This is a genomic window from Acinetobacter sp. CIP-A165, assembly GCF_000367985.1.
Lineage (GTDB): Bacteria > Pseudomonadota > Gammaproteobacteria > Pseudomonadales > Moraxellaceae > Acinetobacter.
This window is the reverse complement of sequence record NZ_KB849205.1, coordinates 60,049-80,163: the sequence shown is the minus strand read 5'-3', so window position 1 is coordinate 80,163 and position 20,115 is coordinate 60,049. Positions and strand designations below refer to the sequence as shown.

The following is a 20,115-nucleotide window of genomic DNA, read 5'->3' as shown; positions in this document are numbered from 1 at the left end:
AACAAGTCGATCCACTTTTAAAACGCTTATACGGTCAATGCACCAATTTACATTGTGGTTTTACAGCTCAAGGTTTTTTAACTTGGGATGCTGAATTATCCCCTTCTGCAATGCCAAACCCTGAAATTCATCTTCCTAAGTCATTAGCAAAACAAGGAAAAGGGGGAGCATGTGTCTGACCCCATCGACCGCGCACAAGAAAACCAACTAAACCAAGTCAAAGTAAAACCACGTGATTACAGCACACCATCACTGTCTGAATGTGAAGAATGTGGCAATGACATTCCACTAGAACGACAAAAGCTAGGTGCAGTCACTTTATGCATTGAATGCAAAAGTTTGGAAGAACGTCATGCCAGTCATTATCGCTGAACCATCAGATCCAATCGAATGCCCTTGCCCTGAATGCACATCACAAGATGAATAAAAAAAGGAAAATAAAAAATGGACCAACAAACTGCTCTGATTTTAATTGTTGTAAACCTATCGGCTGCCGTGGTAATCATCATCTGGTACTTGTTCGACCGCTATACCAAACGCATTGAAAGCTTAATTCGGCAAAATAACAAACCAAGCTGTGCATTTATTCAAGCGCAAACCAAACGTAAAGGATAAAAATATGTGGCTCTATCCTTTTTTAGTAGGTGCAATTGTTGGTGTTTGTGCAAGTGCTTTATTATTTCTGCACACAGTAGGCTGGTTTTAAAAAAACGGTTATAATAACAACAGGATGACAGCAAAATATTCAATATGCTGTACGTGGCGTGACACGTTTTTCAGCTCCAATAAATAAGCCCCTTTCGGGGCTTTTTTATTAGCTTGAAATTACGATATTTAAACCAAGAACATCCGAATCGATAACCGTATATGTTTTGCCATCAATCACCTTAGTTTGGGTTTCATTCTTATTTTCTACTGCTTTTTCCATCAAAGGAACTAGCTCTTTCGGAGCTGAATCTTTCCCTGGTGATAGTGTTTGAACAATAAGGCCCGTTACAATCAAGAAGTCAGCAGCATCTTGATCTGATTCACCGCCAAACAAAAGAGTGATTTCTTTGACCATATCAGAGCTTTTACTCACAGTTCCAACCACACCAACAGCATCAGTAAACATGACATTGAATGTGTCGTTCACTTCTCCTTTTTCAAGATCAAATTCTGCAACAGGTCTCAGATGAGAAACCTTAATCGATTTTAATTTTTGGTTTAGTGATGCTCTGAACTGCTCATGCGTAAGACCTAAATTTCTTTCTTTATCATCAGCAACTGGTTTCTGTTCATCAACTTTTGAAGTTGCAGCCTGAACTTCAGTAGCATCCTTTTTCACTTCAACACTTACATTATTTGAACTTTCAACCTCAGGAGCAAAAACACCAACAAACGCCAGTGATACAAAGCTAACTAAAAAAAATATTCCAAAGACTTTCCAACGGTTCGGGACAACATCACTTTTAAACTTGAACAATGATGGCTTAATCAAACCTACGATTGCCGCTATTGCAGCACCAATAAAAATTAAAGCAAATAAATAAACCACTCAACACCCTCTAAAATATCAACCCGTATTTTTATTATAGATTCTAATCAATTAAGACAAACTTTCCATTAAATACAGGATCTAATGACCTAATTAACTCCTGTGCCAACAACATCTTCGTTGGATTGTTCAACATATCATCCGCATAAAATACAAATACATGACCAGTCTGTTTAACATCACTTATAAATATTTCTCCATCATGATCAGGATGGTTTTTAAGTTCAGCATTAATCAAATCGAGTAAATCTTTCTTAGTTATTGGTTGCATTTTTACCTCAAAAATAATTCTTATAAAGCCCCTTGACCTTAACACTTTAACACTGTTACAGTTTTAGGACTACAGCAAAATCTGTGGTCAGGCGTGGAAACCTGAAAATATTTGAACGAAGACGCAAAAAGTCCGTCATGGGCTATTTTTTTGCGTAAAATCTAGCTGTGCTATTCTATGGCAGGCTGGACAGGGTGCCCTTAGGGGCAGCCGCTTCTTCGTTCGCGGTAAATTTCCACCCCTGTTCAGTCTGTCACCAATCTTTGTGGAAATTGGTTGGTGTCAGGTTTAAATACTTGAACGGAGAAATAGCCAATGAAAACATTCGCTTCTACGCATTCGTGCACTCAAAATAACGTAAAAGAACATTCCCCTATTTACGACCTTCCAGCGTATGAAATACGCCAGCGCAAACTTAAACGTAAACAAATTCTAAAAAACATCTTAGACACCACCGTGTTCTTTTCAGCATGTTCTATCGTCTTCTCATTATTGTTTTGGGGAGTATGAGCATGAACGCAATTGCACATATTGATGACGCAGTTTTTATTCAAGACCAGCAAGTGAAAACCACCAGTTTAAAAGTGGCTGAAATTTTTGCGAAACAGCATAAAAACGTAATCCAAAAAATTGAATCTTTGGATTGTTCGCCTGAATTTACATCAGCTAACTTTTCAGCTCATGTTCAAACCATTGAAATTGGCAATGGTGCAACACGTGAATCCAAATACTATGAAATGACCAAAGACGGTTTTATATTTTTGGTCATGGGCTTTACTGGTGCAGCAGCCGCCAAAATTAAAGAAGCCTACATCAACACCTTTAACCAAATGGCAGCCATGCTTTACAACTTGCATGGCAACAATGAATGCATCCATATTGGTGCAGTGGTACAGCTCAAGTCTGGTGGTCCTATTTATACCGTCAGTCAAATTCACCACGACAATAACGGCTTTATGCAAAATGCCGAAGTGCTCTGGCACAACAAAGGCAATCTATGCCGTGACATATTGCCTATCGCCTGTTTATCACTAGAAACAAAGAACATCATCGACAGTAAAATGCTGCATGACTTTTGGGCCAGTGTGAACAGTTACGGCATGCACAAACTTAACCACAGCCGTAATCCAAATATCCTGGCATTCAATATTTCTCAAATCTACCAGTGTATAGACGGCTTACCAATGAAGTCTCAGCTCTTTGCCATACTCATGCAAAGCCAAAGCCCTCACCCAGTGTTTATGCAGCACAATAAATCTATCCATAGTGCGCTTTTTGCAAAGACCATAAAGTGCTGGATTTTTAAGCCTGTGCCTTTACGAAACTTAGGTTTGAGCTAAATTCAAAATAGTATGTCGATTTTTATACACTTTTTTCGTTCTATTTGGATTATTTAAATCAGCTTAGGTCATAATTTGTCGCATAGCCTAATTATGAACGATGCCACTGTGAAAAAGTTGTTCTAAAATACGCGAACAACTCTGGAGGGAAAATGACAGAAACAATTACTACAACAGACAATCAAGAAGAAATTTTAGTTGACCTAATTCAATTAAAAGATTGTTTAAGCCTGTATAGCAAATTCAATATCGCAGAGGGTGAAAGCATTTCACCAGTGGAAATGCATGCGCTATTTAACTCCCTAAAGATGCAGGTTGAGGGTATTGTCAAAAAGGTTGAGGTTACATTGCACTAACCTAAAGTCATTCTATAAAAAATGCCGCTTTAAGAAGCGGCATTTGTTTGTGCGTAGGCTTTGGCCATGCCAATGAATCCAAGTTTGGCTTCTTCTTTTATCGACCTAAAAGCCTCAAGTACCTGATATTCATCTTCAGTCAGGTTAGCTAGACGTTGACCAAAAGTAATATAAAACGTGTCAAAACCTGATTCCTGTAATGCTTCTAATTGGTTTTGATTCAGCGGATCTCCCTGCTTTTCATAACGGACTATAGATCCGACTGCTACTCCTAAAAGCTCTCCCATAGCTGGCTGTGTCAGCTTTAATCGCTTTCTTTCAGCCTTTAGTCGATTGCCTCTTTCTAAAAACTTATCATTTATCGACATTTTTACCCCAACTAGCCTTGTATCTTTCGATATTTCGTAATATGATGACTTTAACAGTTTAACACTGTTGATATATCGAAACTTTAAAAAAAGGTAACTCAAATGTCTACAGTCCAAGAAAACCGAACTCAAATGACTGGAGCGCATTTTACTCAGTCCGAAAAGGACTACATGCGTATCTATGCAGCTAAAAACCGAACGACTATTTCTAGTGTTATTCGTCAAGCCGTCACAAATCAATTAGCCAAAATTGAAGACCCTGAAAACCCTTTTTTCAATGCGAAAAATAACACCTAAGCATCTGAAAATGCTTAGAAGTTTACAATTTCACGCAAGAGTAAACAGAATGTTAACACTAAAAGAAATATGCCAAAAGCGCAAAGCTCAAATTGAAAACCGAAACGGTACAGCAGCACTGCACGAGCGTATTGAACAAATGACTCAACTTCGTGACCCTTTGCGCTTTATTGCTGCACTCAAGTTAAAAGGTTACATCGAAGCGCTTTGCGATCAAAAACTTATGACGCTTACAGATGCAAATGACTGGCTCCAAATCGTAGATACAAAATATCGGGGTGTAAATTAATGTACGAATTGAAACACCGCATCATTGACCGTCTTGAACAAATGTTCAGCTTCAAGACACGTGGCGAATGGTTCCGTGAAGGTGTCTGCCCACAATGCGGTAAAAAAGAACTTTATACCCATGCGCACAACCCACGTATCGTGAAATGTGGTCGTCTGGTCAAATGTGGTTATGAAGAACACGTCAAAGATATCTGTGAAGACTTATTTAAAGATTGGTCTGAATATCACCCACAAACCGACACCAATCCAAACGCTGCTGCAGATGCCTTTTTATCAGAAGGTCGTGGTTTTGATCTTAAAAACTTAATTGGCAAATACACCCAGCAGTTCTATACAGATAAAGACAGCAAAGAATCATCAGCAACTGTTCGCTTTATGCTGGATGAAAAAAACTATTGGGAACGTCTGATTGACCGACCTGAACGTTTTGGCAATAAAAAAGCACGCTTCAATTTTGGTTTTAAAAATGCAGGTCAAGCATGGTCAGTACATGAATTGGATGAAATTTGCCGTCTAGGGGAAAAAGGCGAAGCGATCTGGATCACTGAAGGGATCTTTGATGCCATTGCACTGAGTCAGTCAGGTGTCAAAGCCATATCTTGTCTATCATGTGTCAACTACCCTTCTGCATTCTTAAAGCAAATTGCAGACCGTTGTCATGAACTCAAAATTGACAAGCCACGTTTACGCTGGGCATTCGACAATGATTCGGCAGGTAAAGGTTATACCGTTAAATGGCATGAACGTTCACGTGTTGAAGGTTGGTCATCTACAGCTGCACAGCCACCGGCAAATGGTGGTAAAAAACTTGATTGGAATGACTTGTTCCAGTGGGACAAACTTAACCCTGACCAATTCCCAAAGTACAAACACTATGGTGAATTGCTCATTGCTGAAACTGCAGAAGAAGCCGGTCTTTTAATTTACAACTTCTATGAAGGTCGTCGTCATACTTTCTATTACAACCACAAATTCCGTTTGTATTGGTGGGAACTCGACTATGACAAATTCAATAAAGCAGTTCAGCACCTGGAAGACCGCAACAATGAAGCAGCAGAAAATGGCGGTCAGATCCTCACAGATAAAGAAATCCGTGCCAGTGCATTAAAGAACTGTTCAGCAGCAAAAGAAATTTGTAATGCTCAGATTGAACCATTGTACTTCCAGCGTAATGAAATTACCGATGAATCTTGGTACTACTTCAAATTGCAAAGCCCATGGTCAGAAGCAAAAACCACATTTACGGCTGACCAAATGTCATCACGTTCAAAGTTCAAACCACGTGTCATGTCAGTCATGTCCGGTGCAATGTGGACAGGTACCGATAATCACCTGGAAACATTTATCAAACGTGAAACCGAACGTTTACGTGAAGTTAAAACTATTGACTACATTGGTTATAGCCGTGAATACCAAACCTATATCTTTGAAAAATATGCGGTGCATAAGGGCCAAATCATTGCCATCAATGAGCACGACTTTTTCAAAGTAAAACGTCAGGAAATTAAAACACTGGCAAGTTCACCAGCGATCACATTGAATCCTAAAAAACAGTTTGATCCGTCATGGTGGAATGACTTCCATAAAGTCCGTGGTGCCAAAGGTATTGTGGCTTTGGCTTGGTGGATGGGTTCATATTTTGCTGAACAAATCCGTGCCATGCACAGCTCATACCCTTTCATTGAAATTGTCGGTGAAGCAGGTGCAGGTAAATCACGTTTAATTGAAATGATGTGGAAACTTTCAGGCCGTAAAGACTATGAAGGCTTTGATGCAAACAAATCAACAAACGTGGCGGTGTACCGTAACTTTGCACAGATCGCAAACCTTCCAGTGGTCCTGATCGAAGGCGACCGTAATGACGTAAATGGCAATGCTGTTCAAAAGTCCAAATTCAGTTGGGATGAATTGAAGGATGCTTTCAACGGTCGTGCGATTCGTTCAAAAGGTTTAAAAACTGCAGGAAATGAAACTTATGAACCACCGTTCCGTGGTGCCATCCTGATTTCTCAAAACACGGCAATTCAGGCTTCAGAAGCAATCCTGACACGTACTTTGCACTTGTACTTTGACCGTAAAGGACAGTCACTGGAAACCAAACGCATTGTCGATGAACTGGATCGCATGGAACTTGAAGATGCCTGCACGTTCATGACCCATTGCCTGCGTAATGAAGACAAGATCTTGGAGACATACGCATCAAAGCTACAGTCAATTGAAGATCACTATCACGAAATTGGCATTACCCATACACGTATTGCCTTATGTCATGCACAAGTAGCAGCACTGATCGAAGCAATGACCAAACACGTTTTGCCAATCGACTTGGAAGACATGCTTGAAGCACAAGAAATGCTTGAACAAATGGCGCGTGAACGTGTTGAACAGTTAAACGGTGATCATCCTGACGTGGAAAAATTCTGGGACGCTTACGAATACCTTCAAGGCAATCGTTCACCAGAGTGGGGATTAAACCATCACCCTGCCGATGCTCAAACCGTCGCAATCAACTTAAACGAAATTTACAAAGTGGCTGCACGTAATTATCAGCAGCTTCCTGAAATCAATGAAATGAAGAAATTACTTCGCACCTCACGCAAGTACAAATTCATTGAAAGTAATAAACAGGTGTACTCAGACCGCTTCCCTGCCGATGACGTGGCAGCAGTGAATAAAAGTCGTGAAGCACCAGGTAAACCAAGCCGTAACGTGAAGTGCTGGATCTTCACCAATCCAAATTTAGGGGCAAAAAAATAATGATTCAAAAAATTGAAAATCCATTGAATCTAGGACTTGAGCAAGTAGAAATTCTTATTACTGAGCTACAAGACAGCTTTGATAAATATTCTCAAGATTTACCTGAATTTTTATCACTGGAAGAATCTGGTTGTGCAATTGAGATCCAAACTAAAAGCGGTGAATACAGCTATAACCTTGAACAGTTAAAGCTGCTTAAAAAAGAATTTTTGGATCCATTAATGAATAGTGTGAAGGAGATTTCGTGATGCATGCTCAAACTCAAGATCAAAGCTATTACACCATGATCGCTGAACACCAGGATATTTCAGCACGTGTACTTCGCTTGCACAGCATTTTAAATCAGCATCATTGCGTTAAACACATGCCAACCGAAGCATGCATCTTGATCAACGAAATGAAAAATATTGTCGACACAGGCAAAGCGCATCCTGATGGCTTGGAAACTTCAGCTCTTAATTTTGATGATGCCCTGCCGTTCACGGATCCTGAAATCAACACCGTTCACGACTTCCAAGTGGGTGACACCGTTTGGATCCCTGATGAATTTGCACGCTACAAATTTATTGTCAGCAGTCATCAGCGTTTTGAAGTGACGCAGATCGTCGGTACTGACCAACTATATGTCTGCCACATTGAAAATCCAGACATTCCATTCACCTTTAATCAGAAATGTTTCACAGGACATTTCAGCCACTTCGCCAAAATTGAGGACTCAGAACATGGAAGTTTTGCTGCTACTGGTTGAAATCATGCTGTTCGTCAATGGATCTATCTTTATTCAATATAAATTGTGGGAATTATAAAATGCGTGGCGTTAATTTAGTCGTATTAGTTGGAACACTAGGTGCCAATCCTGAAAGCAAAAGCTTTCCAAATGGCGGTTCACTTTGCAATTTCTCAATCGCAACGTCTGAAAAATGGCAAAGCAAACAGACCGGTGAATGGATTGAACAAACCGAATGGCACCGCATTGTGATTAAAAACCGTTTAGGTGAAATCGCTCAGCAGTACTTAAAAAAAGGTTCAAAAGTCTATATCGAAGGCAAATTAAAAACACGTCAGTGGACGGATCAGAACGGTATTGAACGTTACACCACAGAAGTTCACGCAGAAACAATGCAAATGCTGGATTCAGCACCACAGGCAAATGGTTATTAAGGGGAATACAAAAATGTTTGAAGATGATTTTGATGATGAATTTGAAGGATTTAATCCTTTTCGCGCACAAAAAGAATTAATGACGCTTCCAAAACTAACTGAAACCCAGTGCTTTTTGTGTGATCAGTGTGGATCTGGTGAACCAGTTAAACCATTGCATTATAAAAATGTTTATTCACGCATGATAAACATGCAAACAGGCGAAGGTGCTGAACAGTTCGTGATGATCTATGTCTCTCCTTGCTGTAAAGCTGATTTATCCATCTGGGATGAAGATATTGAAGATTATGTTTCGATTAGTCCAGAGCATTACTCAAAGGATGGCAACAATGACTGAAATCACATCACCTGAAATCCGTGAGCTACTAAATTCGATTGAAATTATTGCTACTCGACCTGCAAAAGCCACAGCACGTGAATTACAACTTGCACCTGCACTTTTCGCAAAGTTAATGAATTGTCGTACAGGTGGCGTGATTCAAATTAAAACCATGATTGACGGTAAAGAAATTAATTTTGAGGTGGTGGAATGATCAAAGTTACCCCTGACCATGAAAAAGCAGCTGAAGCATATGACACAGTAAAAGCCATGAATTGTGAATATGTAAATATCATTGCCAAGGAATATCCAATTTCCGACACAAAAGTAGGCTATTACATTGCCGGTATTTCCCCAGCAACCGCTGAAAATGGTGTAAGTCGTGAACAATGGCTTGCTGAATTTGAACAGTTAAACGGAACACAAGGATGAATGCTGCACTGAATCAATTTGATTCAAGTTTCTTATTGGCCATGAAGTATCAGTCTCCAGTGGTTCCACTGGAGGTGATCGTAAAGGACTTTTTACCGCATCTTAAAATTGAAACAGCAAAGAAGCGTGCAGCCGTTCAAGACTTGCCCTTCCCGACGTTCAAGGCAGAAGATTCAAACAAAGCCCCTTACATGGTGAACATTACAGACGTGGCAATTTGGCTAAACAAACAAAGTCAAATTTCCAAACAAGATTGGACAAACATGCACGCCTAAAAACGTGCATTGAGGGTTTAAAAATGCAATACGAAAATAATTTAGAAAAATTAAAGGCTGAAAAGCCTGAAGGTGCCACCATTGTGGCAGTCAAAGGTGATCGAGTGACCTACTTTAAGGAAACGGAAAAAGATCGTTTACTGAAATTCAATCGCACCATGTGGGTAAAAACTTGGTTTACACCATTTCACATGAACCTAAAACACTTTGATTTTATCGCGGTGATCTAAATGAAAGCGGTTTGCACTGTTGTAGGAAATGTGGTTTTTGATGGTGATGTAATTTTTATCAATGCAAAAAAATCTGATATGACTCATGCTATTTTTTTGGATTATGGTAAAAATTCAGCAAATTTTATAGGTAAAGGCGCGCTTTTCTGCAATCGATTTAATTTTGATCTTTCTTTCAAGCTAATGTTTTTATGGATTTGGCACATAGTAATTTTAAGAAAATCTCATGTCTACTTAACGAAAGCCCTCAAATGAGGGCTTTTTCTTTGGCAACTTTCATCGCTTCCACAAAATCCAAACGATCACGACGGCTTTTCAAATTCACATAACGTCTTAAACTTTCCCATGATTCATGCAAACTGATCTGCTGCAACTGGGGAATGGTCAAACCATCTTCAGCCAATCGGGTAATTCCTTCATGACGCAAATCATGGAAACGTAAATCTTCAATCCCTGTCATCTTGATCGCTTCACGCCAACGTGATGCAAATGATTTTGCATTCAATGGCAACAACACTGATGGATCTGCAGAATCCAAACGAAGCATTTGATCACGCACATCAGGCTTCATTAATTCTTTGATGACACGTTCAGCCTGTTCAGTCACCTTAAAACTTTTATGATTGCCGGCACTGCCATTCGGATTTTTTAAATCAAATACTTTCCATTCATTGTGGTGCTGATCAAATTGATTCAAAAAAAGCCGTGTCAATTCATCTTCACGCCTGCAGGTATAGATGGCCAACCACATAATCAGATGCAAAGGCATGGACGTTTTACTGGTTTTCCAACGTCTATAGAAATAATTAGTCAGTAATTGCAGCTCATTTGATGTCGGCAAACGGTCACGTTTCTTAGATTTTGTAATAACACGTGCATTACGAAGACCTTTCATCGCCTGTTCCAGCTCAAAAAGATTCACTTTTTCACCCCAAACAAGATCCGCATGCGTCAAAACCACCTTTAAATATTGTAAATCTTGCAAGGCAGTACTTGATTCAATCGGATCTGCACCGATCTCTGGGTAACCTGTTCGCCTTAAATATGTATGATCAGTAAAATCTTTCCTGGTTAAATCTGAAATTTTGACCTTTCCAATTGGCCAATTGGTTAAAAATCGGATGCCCATGCGTTTTGATCGCCCAAAACCTTCAACTTCGTTTAAATATTTCTCCAAAGCAGCAGCTAAGGTCATGCCCTTTGAAATATTTGCAGAAATCATCACTTCAGGATTCAATTCAAGTTCATATTCGCGCTTTTTGATCCATGCTTCAGCCAATGACCTTTTACTAAATGTCTTAGACTCTGTAAAATTCGGCAGCCCTTGTCGCTTCACGCGCACCTGTGCCCTGTATTTTTTCACCCCAGTTGACAGAATTCTTTCTGTAATTGTACCCATAAATTTGCACCCTGACCCAAAACTCATTTCACGGTGCAAATATGGTGCACCGAAATACTGAAATATGGGGGAATATGAGTAAAAATGCGAGTAAATGCAATATGCAAAATGTAGATAAAGCCCTGAAAAATCCACAACTTATTGATAACTCAATAAAACCTCGTATTTCGGTTGCGCCGATGATGGATTGGACAACCAAAGATTACCGTTTCTTTGCACGTTTATTTAATCCAAATGTGGTGCTGTATACCGAGATGGTCACTACGGGTGCAATCATTTATGGTGGAGCGAATCGTCATTTAGACTTCAATAAACAAGAACATCCGATCGTGTTGCAGCTCGGTGGTTCAAATCCACAAGAATTAGCCACTTGTACCAAAATGGCTGAAGACTGGGGCTATGATGAAGTCAATTTAAATGTCGGCTGCCCAAGTGATCGTGTTCAAAACAATAAGATCGGCGCATGCTTAATGGCTGAGCCAAATCTGGTTGCTGACTGTATTCATAGCATGCAAAAAGCGGTATCAATTCCTGTGACGGTCAAACATCGTATCGGCATCGATGACATGCACTCTTATGAAGAAATGCTGCATTTTGTTGATACCGTTGCAGCAACAGGATGTACTCACTTTATCGTACATGCGCGGATCGCAATCTTGCAGGGCTTATCGCCGAAAGAGAACCGTGAAGTGCCCCCTTTACGCTACGAAGACGTCTATCGCCTAAAACAAGAACGTCCACATCTCACCATTGAAATTAATGGTGGCATCAAGACCCTTGAGGAAACTCAACAACACCTACAACATGTCGATGGTGTGATGATTGGCCGTGAGGCTTATCACAACCCCTATTTGCTCGCTGAAATGGGACAGCTCTGGAATTTGCAAGCGCCAGACCGTTTTGAGATTATGCAGCAAATGATGCCGTATATTCATCAACGCGTTGCTGAGGGTGCCCCACTCTCCATTATCACACGCCACATTTTGGGTTTATTTCAAAACTTACCGGGTGCGCGTAAATGGAGGCAAGCTCTGAGTGGTGGCAACGCAAAAACCATTATGGATATTGAACATGCGATTCAGAACATCCAAGTGGCGATGCAACGCACTGAGGATTACATTCGAGAACAGCAAAACTAAAGCTTGTTCTCCATGCATGTGCAAGGGTATCGCGTGAAGCTCATCCTCTTGCGCATCAAAATTTACTTTATAACAAGATCTTAAGCGATTTTAGCTAACTTCATATAAAGCTGAATAACGCCTAATTCGTACTTTAAAATCCAGAGCTTCATCGTGAATACTCACAAAAGCGAATCACTTGTTAAATTTTCTAATGAATGATAAAAATCTGCAAATTTCACACATAAAAATCAATACCATTATAAAACAAAGCTTTAGAATAAATAAAATGGATGATTTTTTGTTTTTTAGCACAAAAACGCTTATTTAATACACAATTTTGAAATATAATTTTACAAATCATTTTATCTAAAGTTAACACTCGCCAAACTAATGATAATTAATAAAAAAATTGTTCTGCGATTTAGCTAAGTTATCCCCAAGCCATCACAAATGATACATTATTACATTACAAAGGGGCTTTTCTGCTCTTTTTCGCTTACCATGTCTTTCGCCAAGAGTCTGGCATTAGTCTGGTTATTTAGAAATGCGATAGAGATTGAAGATGATTTATGATGCGCCCTCAGTTGATCACAGTATGGTTCACACTCCACCTCATCAAATGATTGTGACGACCAAAGATGTACCAAAACAGCCTTCACTCGATGTTATGGCATTTGCACAAAAGTTAACGCGCAGAGCGTCTTATCGTAGTTCATCTCAATGTGCCAAGTTCGTCAGAATCGCTTTACAATCTGCGGGTGCAAAAATCGTCAACCATCCTGTAGCCGCTTCTGACTGGGGTAGAACCTTACAAGAAATTGGCTATAAAAAAATTACCCCTGCTTTTGATAACCCACAGAAAGGTGATATCTATATTATTCACCGCACACAAAAACATCGTTATGGACATATTGCTGGCTTCTCTGGCACACAATGGATTTCAGATTTTAAGCAACGCAGTCATGATATATATAAAGATAAAAATGTGACTTATAGTTACTACCGCTTAGGTTCAAACTACATCTAAATTAAGCAAGGGCTGTGATCATCAGCCCATCTTTGTATCTAACTTTTTCAAAACCTCTGCCACTGCAACCATAGCAAAGCTTGATGTCACAACCACGGCTGACCCATAGCCACCACAACGCAAGCCTGAGCCTGGATTAAATGTAGCATCTCCCGACGTCGAACAAACTTCTGTATTTGAAAATGGATTATCGATTGAATATACACAAGTAATTCCAAACTTTTCTTTTGGTTTTTTACAGATGCCTTTAGAACGAAGTTGTGCTCGCAGCTTTGCCAACATCGGATCTTGTTCAGTTTTAGATAAATCAGCCACCCGAATCTTAAGCGGATCAAGCTTGCCCCCAGCCCCACCCGATACAATCAATGGAATCTTGTTAAAGCGACAGTGCAGCATCAACGCCAGTTTGGCTTTGACATCATCAATACAGTCTAAAATGATATCGGGAACAGGACTTAAAATCTCTTTGACATTTTCAGGTGTTAAATAGTCATCTATTACATTGACTATCATACGTGGATTGATCTGACGACAGCGCTCAGCCATCACTTCGATTTTTTCTTCTCCTAACGTTGAGGTCAATGCAGGAAGTTGACGATTAATATTGGATGCGGCAACCACATCCATATCGACAATTGTTAACTCACCAATCCCTGTACGAGCCAGCGCTTCTACAGCCCAGCTCCCTACACCACCCACGCCGATCACCATCACATGACTGTTTTCATAATGGCTAAATGAACTTTCTCCATAAATCTTTGCCACACCAGCAAAACGGCGGTCATATTCATCATTTACAAGCACATCGGTCATAACAGTGGCGATCTATATCTTTCAATCAAAGCGCTATTTTAACTCGTTTAATATGGTTTAGGTTAGGAAGATGAGACTTTGATTGCGAATCGATGACGTCCACTTAAAATAATCAATATTACCAAAATAAGAACACTGATTGATAAAGCCAGCAGATTAGCATTCATCCAGCCAACCTTCGTCAAAATCGGTGCAGGCAAGAAAGCACCAAGTGTCGCGAATAAGGCAATTATGGTTTCATTAATACCTTGTACACGATGCTTTTGCTGTTCGTTTAGCCCTGCCAATAGCGTAGATGCACCTGAATAAGCAAAGTTCCAGCCTACACCAAGCACAATCAGAGCGACATTAATATAAATTCCCTCTTGGCCAAATATTGGAATCAAAGAGGACAACATCAGCAAAACAAACCCGATATAAATCGTGCGATGTGTTCCCCAGCGTTGAATCAGCTTAGATACAAAGAATGAAGGAATAAACATGGCCAAGACATGTAACTGAATCGAGACAGAAGCATAGTGAAATGAATGATGTTCTTTCAAATGTAAGGAAGACATAATCATCATGACATTCATAACATAGTATGCAAATGCCCCACTAATCACTGCCACCACAATAAAATTGACAGGCAATTTAGCTCGCTGTAGCGACTCAGTCACGACTTGTTGTACTTGCTGTAATTTAAACTTCTGATTCCATACATATAGAATTGGCGACAACAATAATGCCAACACACTGAAAATTAAATAAATCGCAGTGAAATCAGGTAAGCCTTGCACCTGTTGAAATTGAATCGCCAAAACAGGCGCAATAATCGCTGCGACGACACCGCCAGAAATCACCATCGCTGTGGCTTTCGGGATTAAATCAGAAGCTAGACGATCAGAGGCAGCAAAACGGTAAAAGTTCGCAGTAGAAATAAATAAGCCCAGTGAAAAATGACTAAGGCACAATAAATAAAACTGTTCACTTTGTAGTGCGAGATAGCCAAACACACCCGCTAAAAAAAGACAAAAGCATCCAAACTGGAATACCAGATGTCGACCCAGTTTTTTCATTAAGAATGAAAAGATAAATGTTGTCAGCAACATTGCCAAGAATTGCAAACCATAGGGTACTGTCGCCAAAGCCTGAGTTGGCGCAAGTTTTAAGCCAACAATCGCTGAAACCGTTACCGATAATACCGCTGCAATTAAATTAAATGCTTGCGCAGCCAATAAATAATAAACATATCTCGGCAACTGATTCAAAGCCATCATCCTCACAGATTAATGGCTATCACCTTAACGCCGAAAAGGTAAAATTCAAACAAAAAAAAAGATGAAAGACTCGCTTTCATCTTTTTACAACAACTGTTTTGGTGCTATGCAGCGATTAAATTCCGCAATACATAATGCAAAATCCCACCTGCTTTAAAGTATTCCACTTCATTTAAGGTATCGATTCGACATAACACCTTAAATTGCGCTTGGCTGCCGTCTTCTCGAATCACACTTACATCTAAAGCTTGATGTGGTTGAATCTCATCAGATAGACCGTGAATAGAGAGAACTTCTCGCCCTGTTAAATTCAACGACTGGCGTGTTTCCCCATCCGTAAACTGAAGTGGTAATACACCCATGCCAACAAGGTTTGAACGATGAATTCGCTCAAAACTTTCTGCAATCACCGCTTTAATGCCCAATAAATTGGTACCTTTCGCAGCCCAGTCTCTCGATGAGCCTGTGCCATATTCTTTACCTGCAATAATAATCAGCGGTGTTTGCTCCTGTTGATAACGCATAGAAGCATCATAAATCGACAATTTATCACCACTTGGTATATGAATAGTATTGCCGCCTTCTTCGCCACCTAACATTTCATTCTTAATTCGAATGTTGGCAAAAGTCCCACGCATCATCACTTCATGATTACCACGACGCGAACCATAAGAGTTAAAGTCATTCGGGTCGACACCTTGTTCCTGTAAATAACGACCTGCTGGACTATCTTTCTTAATATTCCCCGCTGGAGAAATATGGTCAGTCGTTACTGAGTCGCCAAGCACAGCCAAGATACGTGCCTGTTCAATATTGGTGATTGCTTTAGGTGGTTGCTCAACTCCCTCAAAGAAAGGCGGATGGCGAATATAAGTAGAGTTGTCCTGCCATGCATAAGTTTGGCTTTGCGGGATTTGAATCGCTTGCCATGTCTCATCACCATCAAATACTGCGGCATATTCTTTATGGAACATGGCGGTGGTGACTTGTTTCAGTGCTTGATCAATTTCAGCCTGACTTGGCCAAATGTCTTTCAGATAAACCTCTTGTCCCTCTTTTCCGATACCAATCGGCTGTGTGGTTAAATCGGTACGGATATTGCCAAGCAAGCCATACGCAACCACCAGTGGCGGTGAAGCCAACCAGTTGGTTTTCACCAATGGATGTACACGGCCTTCAAAGTTACGATTGCCTGAAAGCACAGATGCTACATTTAAATCATGACATTGAATCGCTTCTTCAACAGGATCAGGCAAAGGTCCAGAATTACCAATACAGGTCGTACAACCATAACCCACAAGGTTATAACCCAATTGATCAAGGTATGGCGTCAATCCTGCCGCAGCCAAATAATCTGTTACTACTTTGGAACCGGGTGCGAGTGAGCTTTTTACCCAAGGTTTGCGTTGTAGGCCTTGTTCAATCGCCTTTTTCGCCAATAAACCCGCAGCCAACATGACGCTTGGATTCGAGGTGTTGGTACATGAAGTGATCGCGGATATCACCACATCGCCATGATTTAAAGGATATATCTGTCCATCAATGGTACAAGATGGACTCTCATGTGGAAGATTGGCCTGATGAGCTGCAACCGCTGTACCGCCACCACCTTCATTTTCCAATCGCTCTTTCATCTCTGCAATTGGTTTTAATGTCAGCTCCATGAGCGCATTAAAGGTTTTAGGTACATCTGCCAGTAATACACGATCTTGTGGGCGCTTAGGACCAGCCATGCTTGCTTGCACCGTACTCATATCAAGACTCAATGTATCGGTAAAGACTGGCTCATCTCCCGCATTTCTCCATAAGCCTTGTGCTTTACTATATGCCTCAACCAAATCGATGCGTTCTTGTTGGCGACCAGTCAGTACCAAATACGCCAGTGTGACTTCATCAATAGGGAAGAAACCACAGGTTGCACCATATTCAGGTGCCATATTGGCAATCGTAGCACGGTCAGCGAGTGGCAAGTCCGCCAAACCATCCCCATAAAATTCAACAAATTTACCAACCACGCCTTTCTGACGGAGCATTTGGGTAATGGTTAAAACCAAGTCAGTTGCGGTAATGCCTTCATTGAGCTTACCAGTCAATTTAAAACCGATTACTTCAGGAATTAACATCGAAACAGGTTGTCCGAGCATCGCCGCTTCTGCTTCGATCCCACCGACACCCCAACCCAATACGCCAAGTCCATTAATCATGGTGGTATGCGAATCTGTTCCTACTAAGGTATCTGGAAAAGCAAAGGTTTGCCCGTCTTCTTCGTTGAGCCAAACGGCTTGAGCCAAATATTCTAAATTGACTTGGTGACAAATACCTGTACCCGGTGGCACCACACTAAAATTATTAAATGCTGACTGCCCCCAACGTAAGAACTGATAACGCTCGCCATTGCGCTCCATTTCAATTCTGACGTTTACAGTAAATGCATTTTGATTGGCAAAATGATCGACCATGACCGAGTGATCAATCACCAAATCAACAGGTGACAATGGATTGATTCGATTCGGATCACCGCCTGCTTTGGCCATTGCTGCACGCATGGCGGCTAAATCGACCACCGCAGGTACACCAGTAAAATCTTGCATCAATACTCGCGCGGGTCGGTATTGAATTTCTTGATCGGAGCTGCGTGTTTTTTGCCAGTCGACTAAGGCTTGGATATGTTCAACTTTTACACTTTCTTGGTCTTCAAATCGAAGGAGATTCTCTAATAAAACTTTTAAAGATTTAGGTAGATGATCAATATTACCAAGTGTCTGCGCGGCTCGTTTCAAGTTAAAAATTTGATATTGTTTTGAACCGACATCAAGCGTTTGTAATGCATTAAAACTATTGATTTTGCTATATCTGGCCATAGGATGATCCTCCCAAGTTTGGCGATTTCATTCGTTTATTATGAAGTTCTTTATTTAATGTAAGCCAGTTTAGGAAATGCTGTGTTCCCTTTTAGTTATCTTATTTAAAATTACATGATTATTATTCTATTAAAAGCAGGCACTATCTGAGATGTAACGCCTCAAATGAGTTGTGCCAAAGTTGTGTGGCAAGCTGTGCGTGAGGCAACTGAAGTGTTTGGGCTAAGCCATCTAAGACATAAGGTAAATTCACAGGAGTATTACGGGTTCTATGTTCGGTTGATGTCTGACAACACAACGGCGTCATATCAGGACAGTCTGTTTCAATCACCAAATTTTCTATACCAATCGCATGTACCACTTGATGTAACTTCTTGGCATTTGGATTGGTGATTTGTCCCGTTATCCCAATTTTAAAGCCAAGTTTCACCAACGCCTTCGCTTCTTCAATACCGCCACTAAAGGCATGAGCAATTCCACCCCATTTGAATTTTTGTGCTTTTAAAATGGCAAGGGTTTCCGCATGGGCTTTACGGATATGCAATAACACAGGTTTCTTATACTGAGTTGCCAACTCAAGCTGAGCATTAAAATAGTCTTGCTGTTTGGTAAATAATTCAGGCTGTTTGTGTTGCTTTAAAAAAGTATCTAAACCAATCTCACCTACAGCAACACAATGATGTTGCTGTAAAATCTGCTCCAACTGGTGTAAATGTTCTGACTGATGTTGCTGGATATAAAAAGGATGCAAGCCCAGTGCTAAATGAGATTGGGGCACGTCTTGCCACTGTTGTATTTGTTGATGTGTAGCAATTAACTCATCAAAGCGGGATGCAATAAACCCGATTAGAACCAATTCCTCGACCCCCACTTGTTTGGCTCGTAAAGCCAGTTGTTGCCGATCATGATCAAAATCGGCAACATCAAAATGGGTGTGGGTATCAAACAGTTGCATTAGGTCTTGCTTTTGGTATCTGCAACAACGGTCGAAGCTGCTGGTGCATCTACTTTGGGTAAATATTCAGGCTTTAAAACTCCTTTCAATTGATCATACGGAATCACCAAGCGCGGTAAACCCACCACATAAGGACCTATTTCATATTCGCCGTATTGTAGGATTAAACCATTTTCGCCTAACAAGAAGTTATCGGTCATTTCAAATGGCCAAGCCTGCTCATATTCTTCAGGATTATTGGCTAATTTAGAATCTACAATCCATGCCTTAAATGCATCATGCGCCAGCTTTTTCAAAGCTGCTTGCTGTTTTGCTAACAACAAATCATTGAGATTAATTTGCTTTTGATTGACCAAATCGAAATTATAATAACGTTGTGAAGTTGAGCCATGCGCTCCGCCCATATAACTACTACTATTGAGTACCACCGTCGCCAAAGAGCCTTCTGTTTGTAATATCTTAGGTTTAACCAACAAACTAATTTGATGACTGATACTCAGTGCTTTTAATTCTTCATCAATTTTAATAAAAGCATTCGCGTAGTGCTGAACTTGTGTATCTAAATTCGGCTTTTGCTCAGCGGCCTGTACCGTCGATATGGCCTTATCTGCATCGACTACATCCAACATTTTGCTGAGTTGATCGAGGATTTGCTCATCCAGAAATTGATCAATAAATGAAAAGTTACTCTGCAAACGTTCAACCACAAAATCAGGGCAAGTATTACCCTTACACTCTGGTAAAGTCAGTGCTACTTTTACACTCTCTCCACGCAATGTAGATTCTGTTTGCTGCTGTATCATCGCTGGGTCTTGTGATTGATCCTGTGATTCTTTTGGCTCTGATTTCGGTTGGCATGCTGCGAGTAAAATTGCGCAAGCAAGAACGCTATATTTATAAAATTTTTTCATCTAAACCTATCACCATTATTCGTATACAAGCTTTTTAAAATGCTATCTGACTTCGCCCGAAACCACCATAAACACATGCGATTTCTATACATATCTAAGGGTCTGTTGACATTTTAACCATGCATTGCGTTATAG

27 protein-coding genes and 1 pseudogene are annotated in these 20,115 nt (G+C 40.4%); 19 read left to right on the top strand and 9 right to left on the bottom strand.

Annotated elements, in window-relative coordinates:
- Nucleotides 1-171 precede the first annotated feature (171 nt).
- Together F991_RS14210 and F991_RS17700 are read left to right on the top strand one after the other, a co-directional pair.
- Nucleotides 172-372, top strand: coding sequence for a TraR/DksA C4-type zinc finger protein (locus F991_RS14210; RefSeq protein WP_004672748.1), 201 nt, complete (start codon nt 172-174; stop codon nt 370-372).
- 72 nt (nt 373-444) lie between these two features.
- Nucleotides 445-615: a hypothetical protein gene (locus F991_RS17700; RefSeq protein WP_004672746.1), complete on the top strand. Its 171-nt coding sequence runs from the start codon at nt 445-447 to the stop codon at nt 613-615.
- 199 nt (nt 616-814) lie between these two features.
- Here the strand turns inward: F991_RS17700 and F991_RS14205 are convergent, their stop codons facing one another.
- Nucleotides 815-1,537, bottom strand: coding sequence for a hypothetical protein (locus tag F991_RS14205; protein ID WP_004672744.1), 723 nt, complete (start codon nt 1,535-1,537; stop codon nt 815-817).
- A 43-nt stretch (nt 1,538-1,580) separates the two neighbouring features.
- Complete coding sequence (locus F991_RS14200; RefSeq protein WP_004672743.1) at nt 1,581-1,808, bottom strand: hypothetical protein; 228 nt, start codon at nt 1,806-1,808, stop codon at nt 1,581-1,583.
- A 315-nt stretch (nt 1,809-2,123) separates the two neighbouring features.
- On the opposite strand from F991_RS14200, the gene F991_RS17860 reads away from it, so the two are divergent.
- The 3 genes from F991_RS17860 to F991_RS14190 all read left to right on the top strand — a co-directional run bounded on the left by F991_RS17860 (nt 2,124) and on the right by F991_RS14190 (nt 3,504).
- Nucleotides 2,124-2,318 carry a hypothetical protein gene (locus tag F991_RS17860; protein WP_004672741.1) on the top strand — a complete coding sequence of 65 codons (195 nt, stop codon included), beginning with the start codon at nt 2,124-2,126 and terminating at the stop codon, nt 2,316-2,318.
- 2 nt (nt 2,319-2,320) lie between these two features.
- Nucleotides 2,321-3,148, top strand: a complete 828-nt coding sequence (locus F991_RS14195; RefSeq protein WP_004672739.1) for a Rha family transcriptional regulator — start codon at nt 2,321-2,323, stop codon at nt 3,146-3,148.
- 152 nt (nt 3,149-3,300) lie between these two features.
- Nucleotides 3,301-3,504 (top strand): hypothetical protein, encoded by a 204-nt coding sequence (locus tag F991_RS14190; protein WP_004672738.1) that lies wholly within the window; start codon nt 3,301-3,303, stop codon nt 3,502-3,504.
- A 29-nt stretch (nt 3,505-3,533) separates the two neighbouring features.
- Here F991_RS14190 and F991_RS14185 read toward each other — a convergent pair whose 3' ends face one another.
- A complete protein-coding gene (locus tag F991_RS14185; RefSeq protein WP_034595710.1) occupies nt 3,534-3,872 on the bottom strand; it encodes a transcriptional regulator in 339 nt (112 codons plus the stop codon).
- 102 nt (nt 3,873-3,974) lie between these two features.
- Here F991_RS14185 and F991_RS17505 point away from each other — a divergent pair, with 102 nt between their 5' ends.
- The 12 genes and pseudogenes from F991_RS17505 to F991_RS14130 all read left to right on the top strand — a co-directional run bounded on the left by F991_RS17505 (nt 3,975) and on the right by F991_RS14130 (nt 9,889).
- Nucleotides 3,975-4,169: a hypothetical protein gene (locus F991_RS17505; protein ID WP_004672736.1), complete on the top strand. Its 195-nt coding sequence runs from the start codon at nt 3,975-3,977 to the stop codon at nt 4,167-4,169.
- Between the two features lie 49 nt (nt 4,170-4,218).
- Nucleotides 4,219-4,458, top strand: coding sequence for a hypothetical protein (locus tag F991_RS14180; RefSeq protein WP_004672735.1), 240 nt, complete (start codon nt 4,219-4,221; stop codon nt 4,456-4,458).
- On the top strand, nt 4,458-7,217 hold the full coding sequence (locus F991_RS14175; protein ID WP_004672734.1) for a toprim domain-containing protein: 2,760 nt from the start codon (nt 4,458-4,460) through the stop codon (nt 7,215-7,217). The genes F991_RS14180 and F991_RS14175 overlap by 1 nt, the downstream gene beginning before the upstream one ends.
- Complete coding sequence (locus F991_RS14170; RefSeq protein WP_004672733.1) at nt 7,217-7,465, top strand: hypothetical protein; 249 nt, start codon at nt 7,217-7,219, stop codon at nt 7,463-7,465. Before F991_RS14175 ends, F991_RS14170 begins: the two co-directional genes overlap by 1 nt.
- Nucleotides 7,465-7,965 (top strand): hypothetical protein, encoded by a 501-nt coding sequence (locus F991_RS14165; RefSeq protein WP_004672731.1) that lies wholly within the window; start codon nt 7,465-7,467, stop codon nt 7,963-7,965. Before F991_RS14170 ends, F991_RS14165 begins: the two co-directional genes overlap by 1 nt.
- A 59-nt stretch (nt 7,966-8,024) precedes the next feature.
- Nucleotides 8,025-8,363 (top strand): annotated as a pseudogene (ssb, locus tag F991_RS14160) (single-stranded DNA-binding protein); the annotation flags it as partial.
- A 28-nt stretch (nt 8,364-8,391) separates the two neighbouring features.
- Nucleotides 8,392-8,715: a hypothetical protein gene (locus F991_RS14155; protein WP_004672727.1), complete on the top strand. Its 324-nt coding sequence runs from the start codon at nt 8,392-8,394 to the stop codon at nt 8,713-8,715.
- Nucleotides 8,708-8,911, top strand: coding sequence for a hypothetical protein (locus F991_RS14150; RefSeq protein WP_004672725.1), 204 nt, complete (start codon nt 8,708-8,710; stop codon nt 8,909-8,911). Before F991_RS14155 ends, F991_RS14150 begins: the two co-directional genes overlap by 8 nt.
- On the top strand, nt 8,908-9,129 hold the full coding sequence (locus F991_RS14145; protein ID WP_004672723.1) for a hypothetical protein: 222 nt from the start codon (nt 8,908-8,910) through the stop codon (nt 9,127-9,129). The genes F991_RS14150 and F991_RS14145 overlap by 4 nt, the downstream gene beginning before the upstream one ends.
- Nucleotides 9,126-9,404: a pyocin activator PrtN family protein gene (locus F991_RS14140; protein ID WP_004672722.1), complete on the top strand. Its 279-nt coding sequence runs from the start codon at nt 9,126-9,128 to the stop codon at nt 9,402-9,404. The genes F991_RS14145 and F991_RS14140 overlap by 4 nt, the downstream gene beginning before the upstream one ends.
- 23 nt (nt 9,405-9,427) lie before the next feature.
- On the top strand, nt 9,428-9,634 hold the full coding sequence (locus F991_RS14135; RefSeq protein ID WP_004672721.1) for a hypothetical protein: 207 nt from the start codon (nt 9,428-9,430) through the stop codon (nt 9,632-9,634).
- The gene (locus F991_RS14130) at nt 9,635-9,889 is read left to right on the top strand and encodes a hypothetical protein (RefSeq protein ID WP_004672720.1); all 255 of its coding nucleotides are present in this window, start codon (nt 9,635-9,637) and stop codon (nt 9,887-9,889) included.
- On the opposite strand, the gene F991_RS14125 is transcribed toward F991_RS14130, so the two are convergent.
- Nucleotides 9,882-11,033, bottom strand: a complete 1,152-nt coding sequence (locus tag F991_RS14125) for a tyrosine-type recombinase/integrase (RefSeq protein WP_004672719.1) — start codon at nt 11,031-11,033, stop codon at nt 9,882-9,884. The genes F991_RS14130 and F991_RS14125 overlap by 8 nt on opposite strands.
- A gap of 101 nt (nt 11,034-11,134) precedes the next feature.
- On the opposite strand from F991_RS14125, the gene dusA reads away from it, so the two are divergent.
- A complete protein-coding gene (dusA, locus tag F991_RS14120; RefSeq protein WP_004672717.1) occupies nt 11,135-12,172 on the top strand; it encodes a tRNA dihydrouridine(20/20a) synthase DusA in 1,038 nt (345 codons plus the stop codon).
- 601 nt (nt 12,173-12,773) lie between these two features.
- Nucleotides 12,774-13,181, top strand: a complete 408-nt coding sequence (locus F991_RS14115; RefSeq protein ID WP_416201918.1) for a CHAP domain-containing protein — start codon at nt 12,774-12,776, stop codon at nt 13,179-13,181.
- Between the two features lie 21 nt (nt 13,182-13,202).
- Here F991_RS14115 and F991_RS14110 read toward each other — a convergent pair whose 3' ends face one another.
- The 5 genes from F991_RS14110 to F991_RS14090 all read right to left on the bottom strand — a co-directional run bounded on the left by F991_RS14110 (nt 13,203) and on the right by F991_RS14090 (nt 19,980).
- On the bottom strand, nt 13,203-13,994 hold the full coding sequence (locus F991_RS14110; RefSeq protein WP_004672711.1) for a tRNA threonylcarbamoyladenosine dehydratase: 792 nt from the start codon (nt 13,992-13,994) through the stop codon (nt 13,203-13,205).
- 62 nt (nt 13,995-14,056) lie between these two features.
- Nucleotides 14,057-15,250, bottom strand: a complete 1,194-nt coding sequence (locus tag F991_RS14105) for an MFS transporter (RefSeq protein ID WP_081398969.1) — start codon at nt 15,248-15,250, stop codon at nt 14,057-14,059.
- Nucleotides 15,251-15,357: 107 nt separating this feature from the next.
- Entirely contained in the window at nt 15,358-18,114 is a 2,757-nt protein-coding gene (gene acnA, locus F991_RS14100) for an aconitate hydratase AcnA (protein WP_004672708.1), read from the bottom strand.
- Between the two features lie 142 nt (nt 18,115-18,256).
- Nucleotides 18,257-19,069, bottom strand: coding sequence for a TatD family hydrolase (locus tag F991_RS14095; RefSeq protein ID WP_004672707.1), 813 nt, complete (start codon nt 19,067-19,069; stop codon nt 18,257-18,259).
- Complete coding sequence (locus tag F991_RS14090; protein ID WP_004672706.1) at nt 19,069-19,980, bottom strand: RsiV family protein; 912 nt, start codon at nt 19,978-19,980, stop codon at nt 19,069-19,071. Before F991_RS14090 ends, F991_RS14095 begins: the two co-directional genes overlap by 1 nt.
- Nucleotides 19,981-20,115 lie beyond the last annotated feature (135 nt).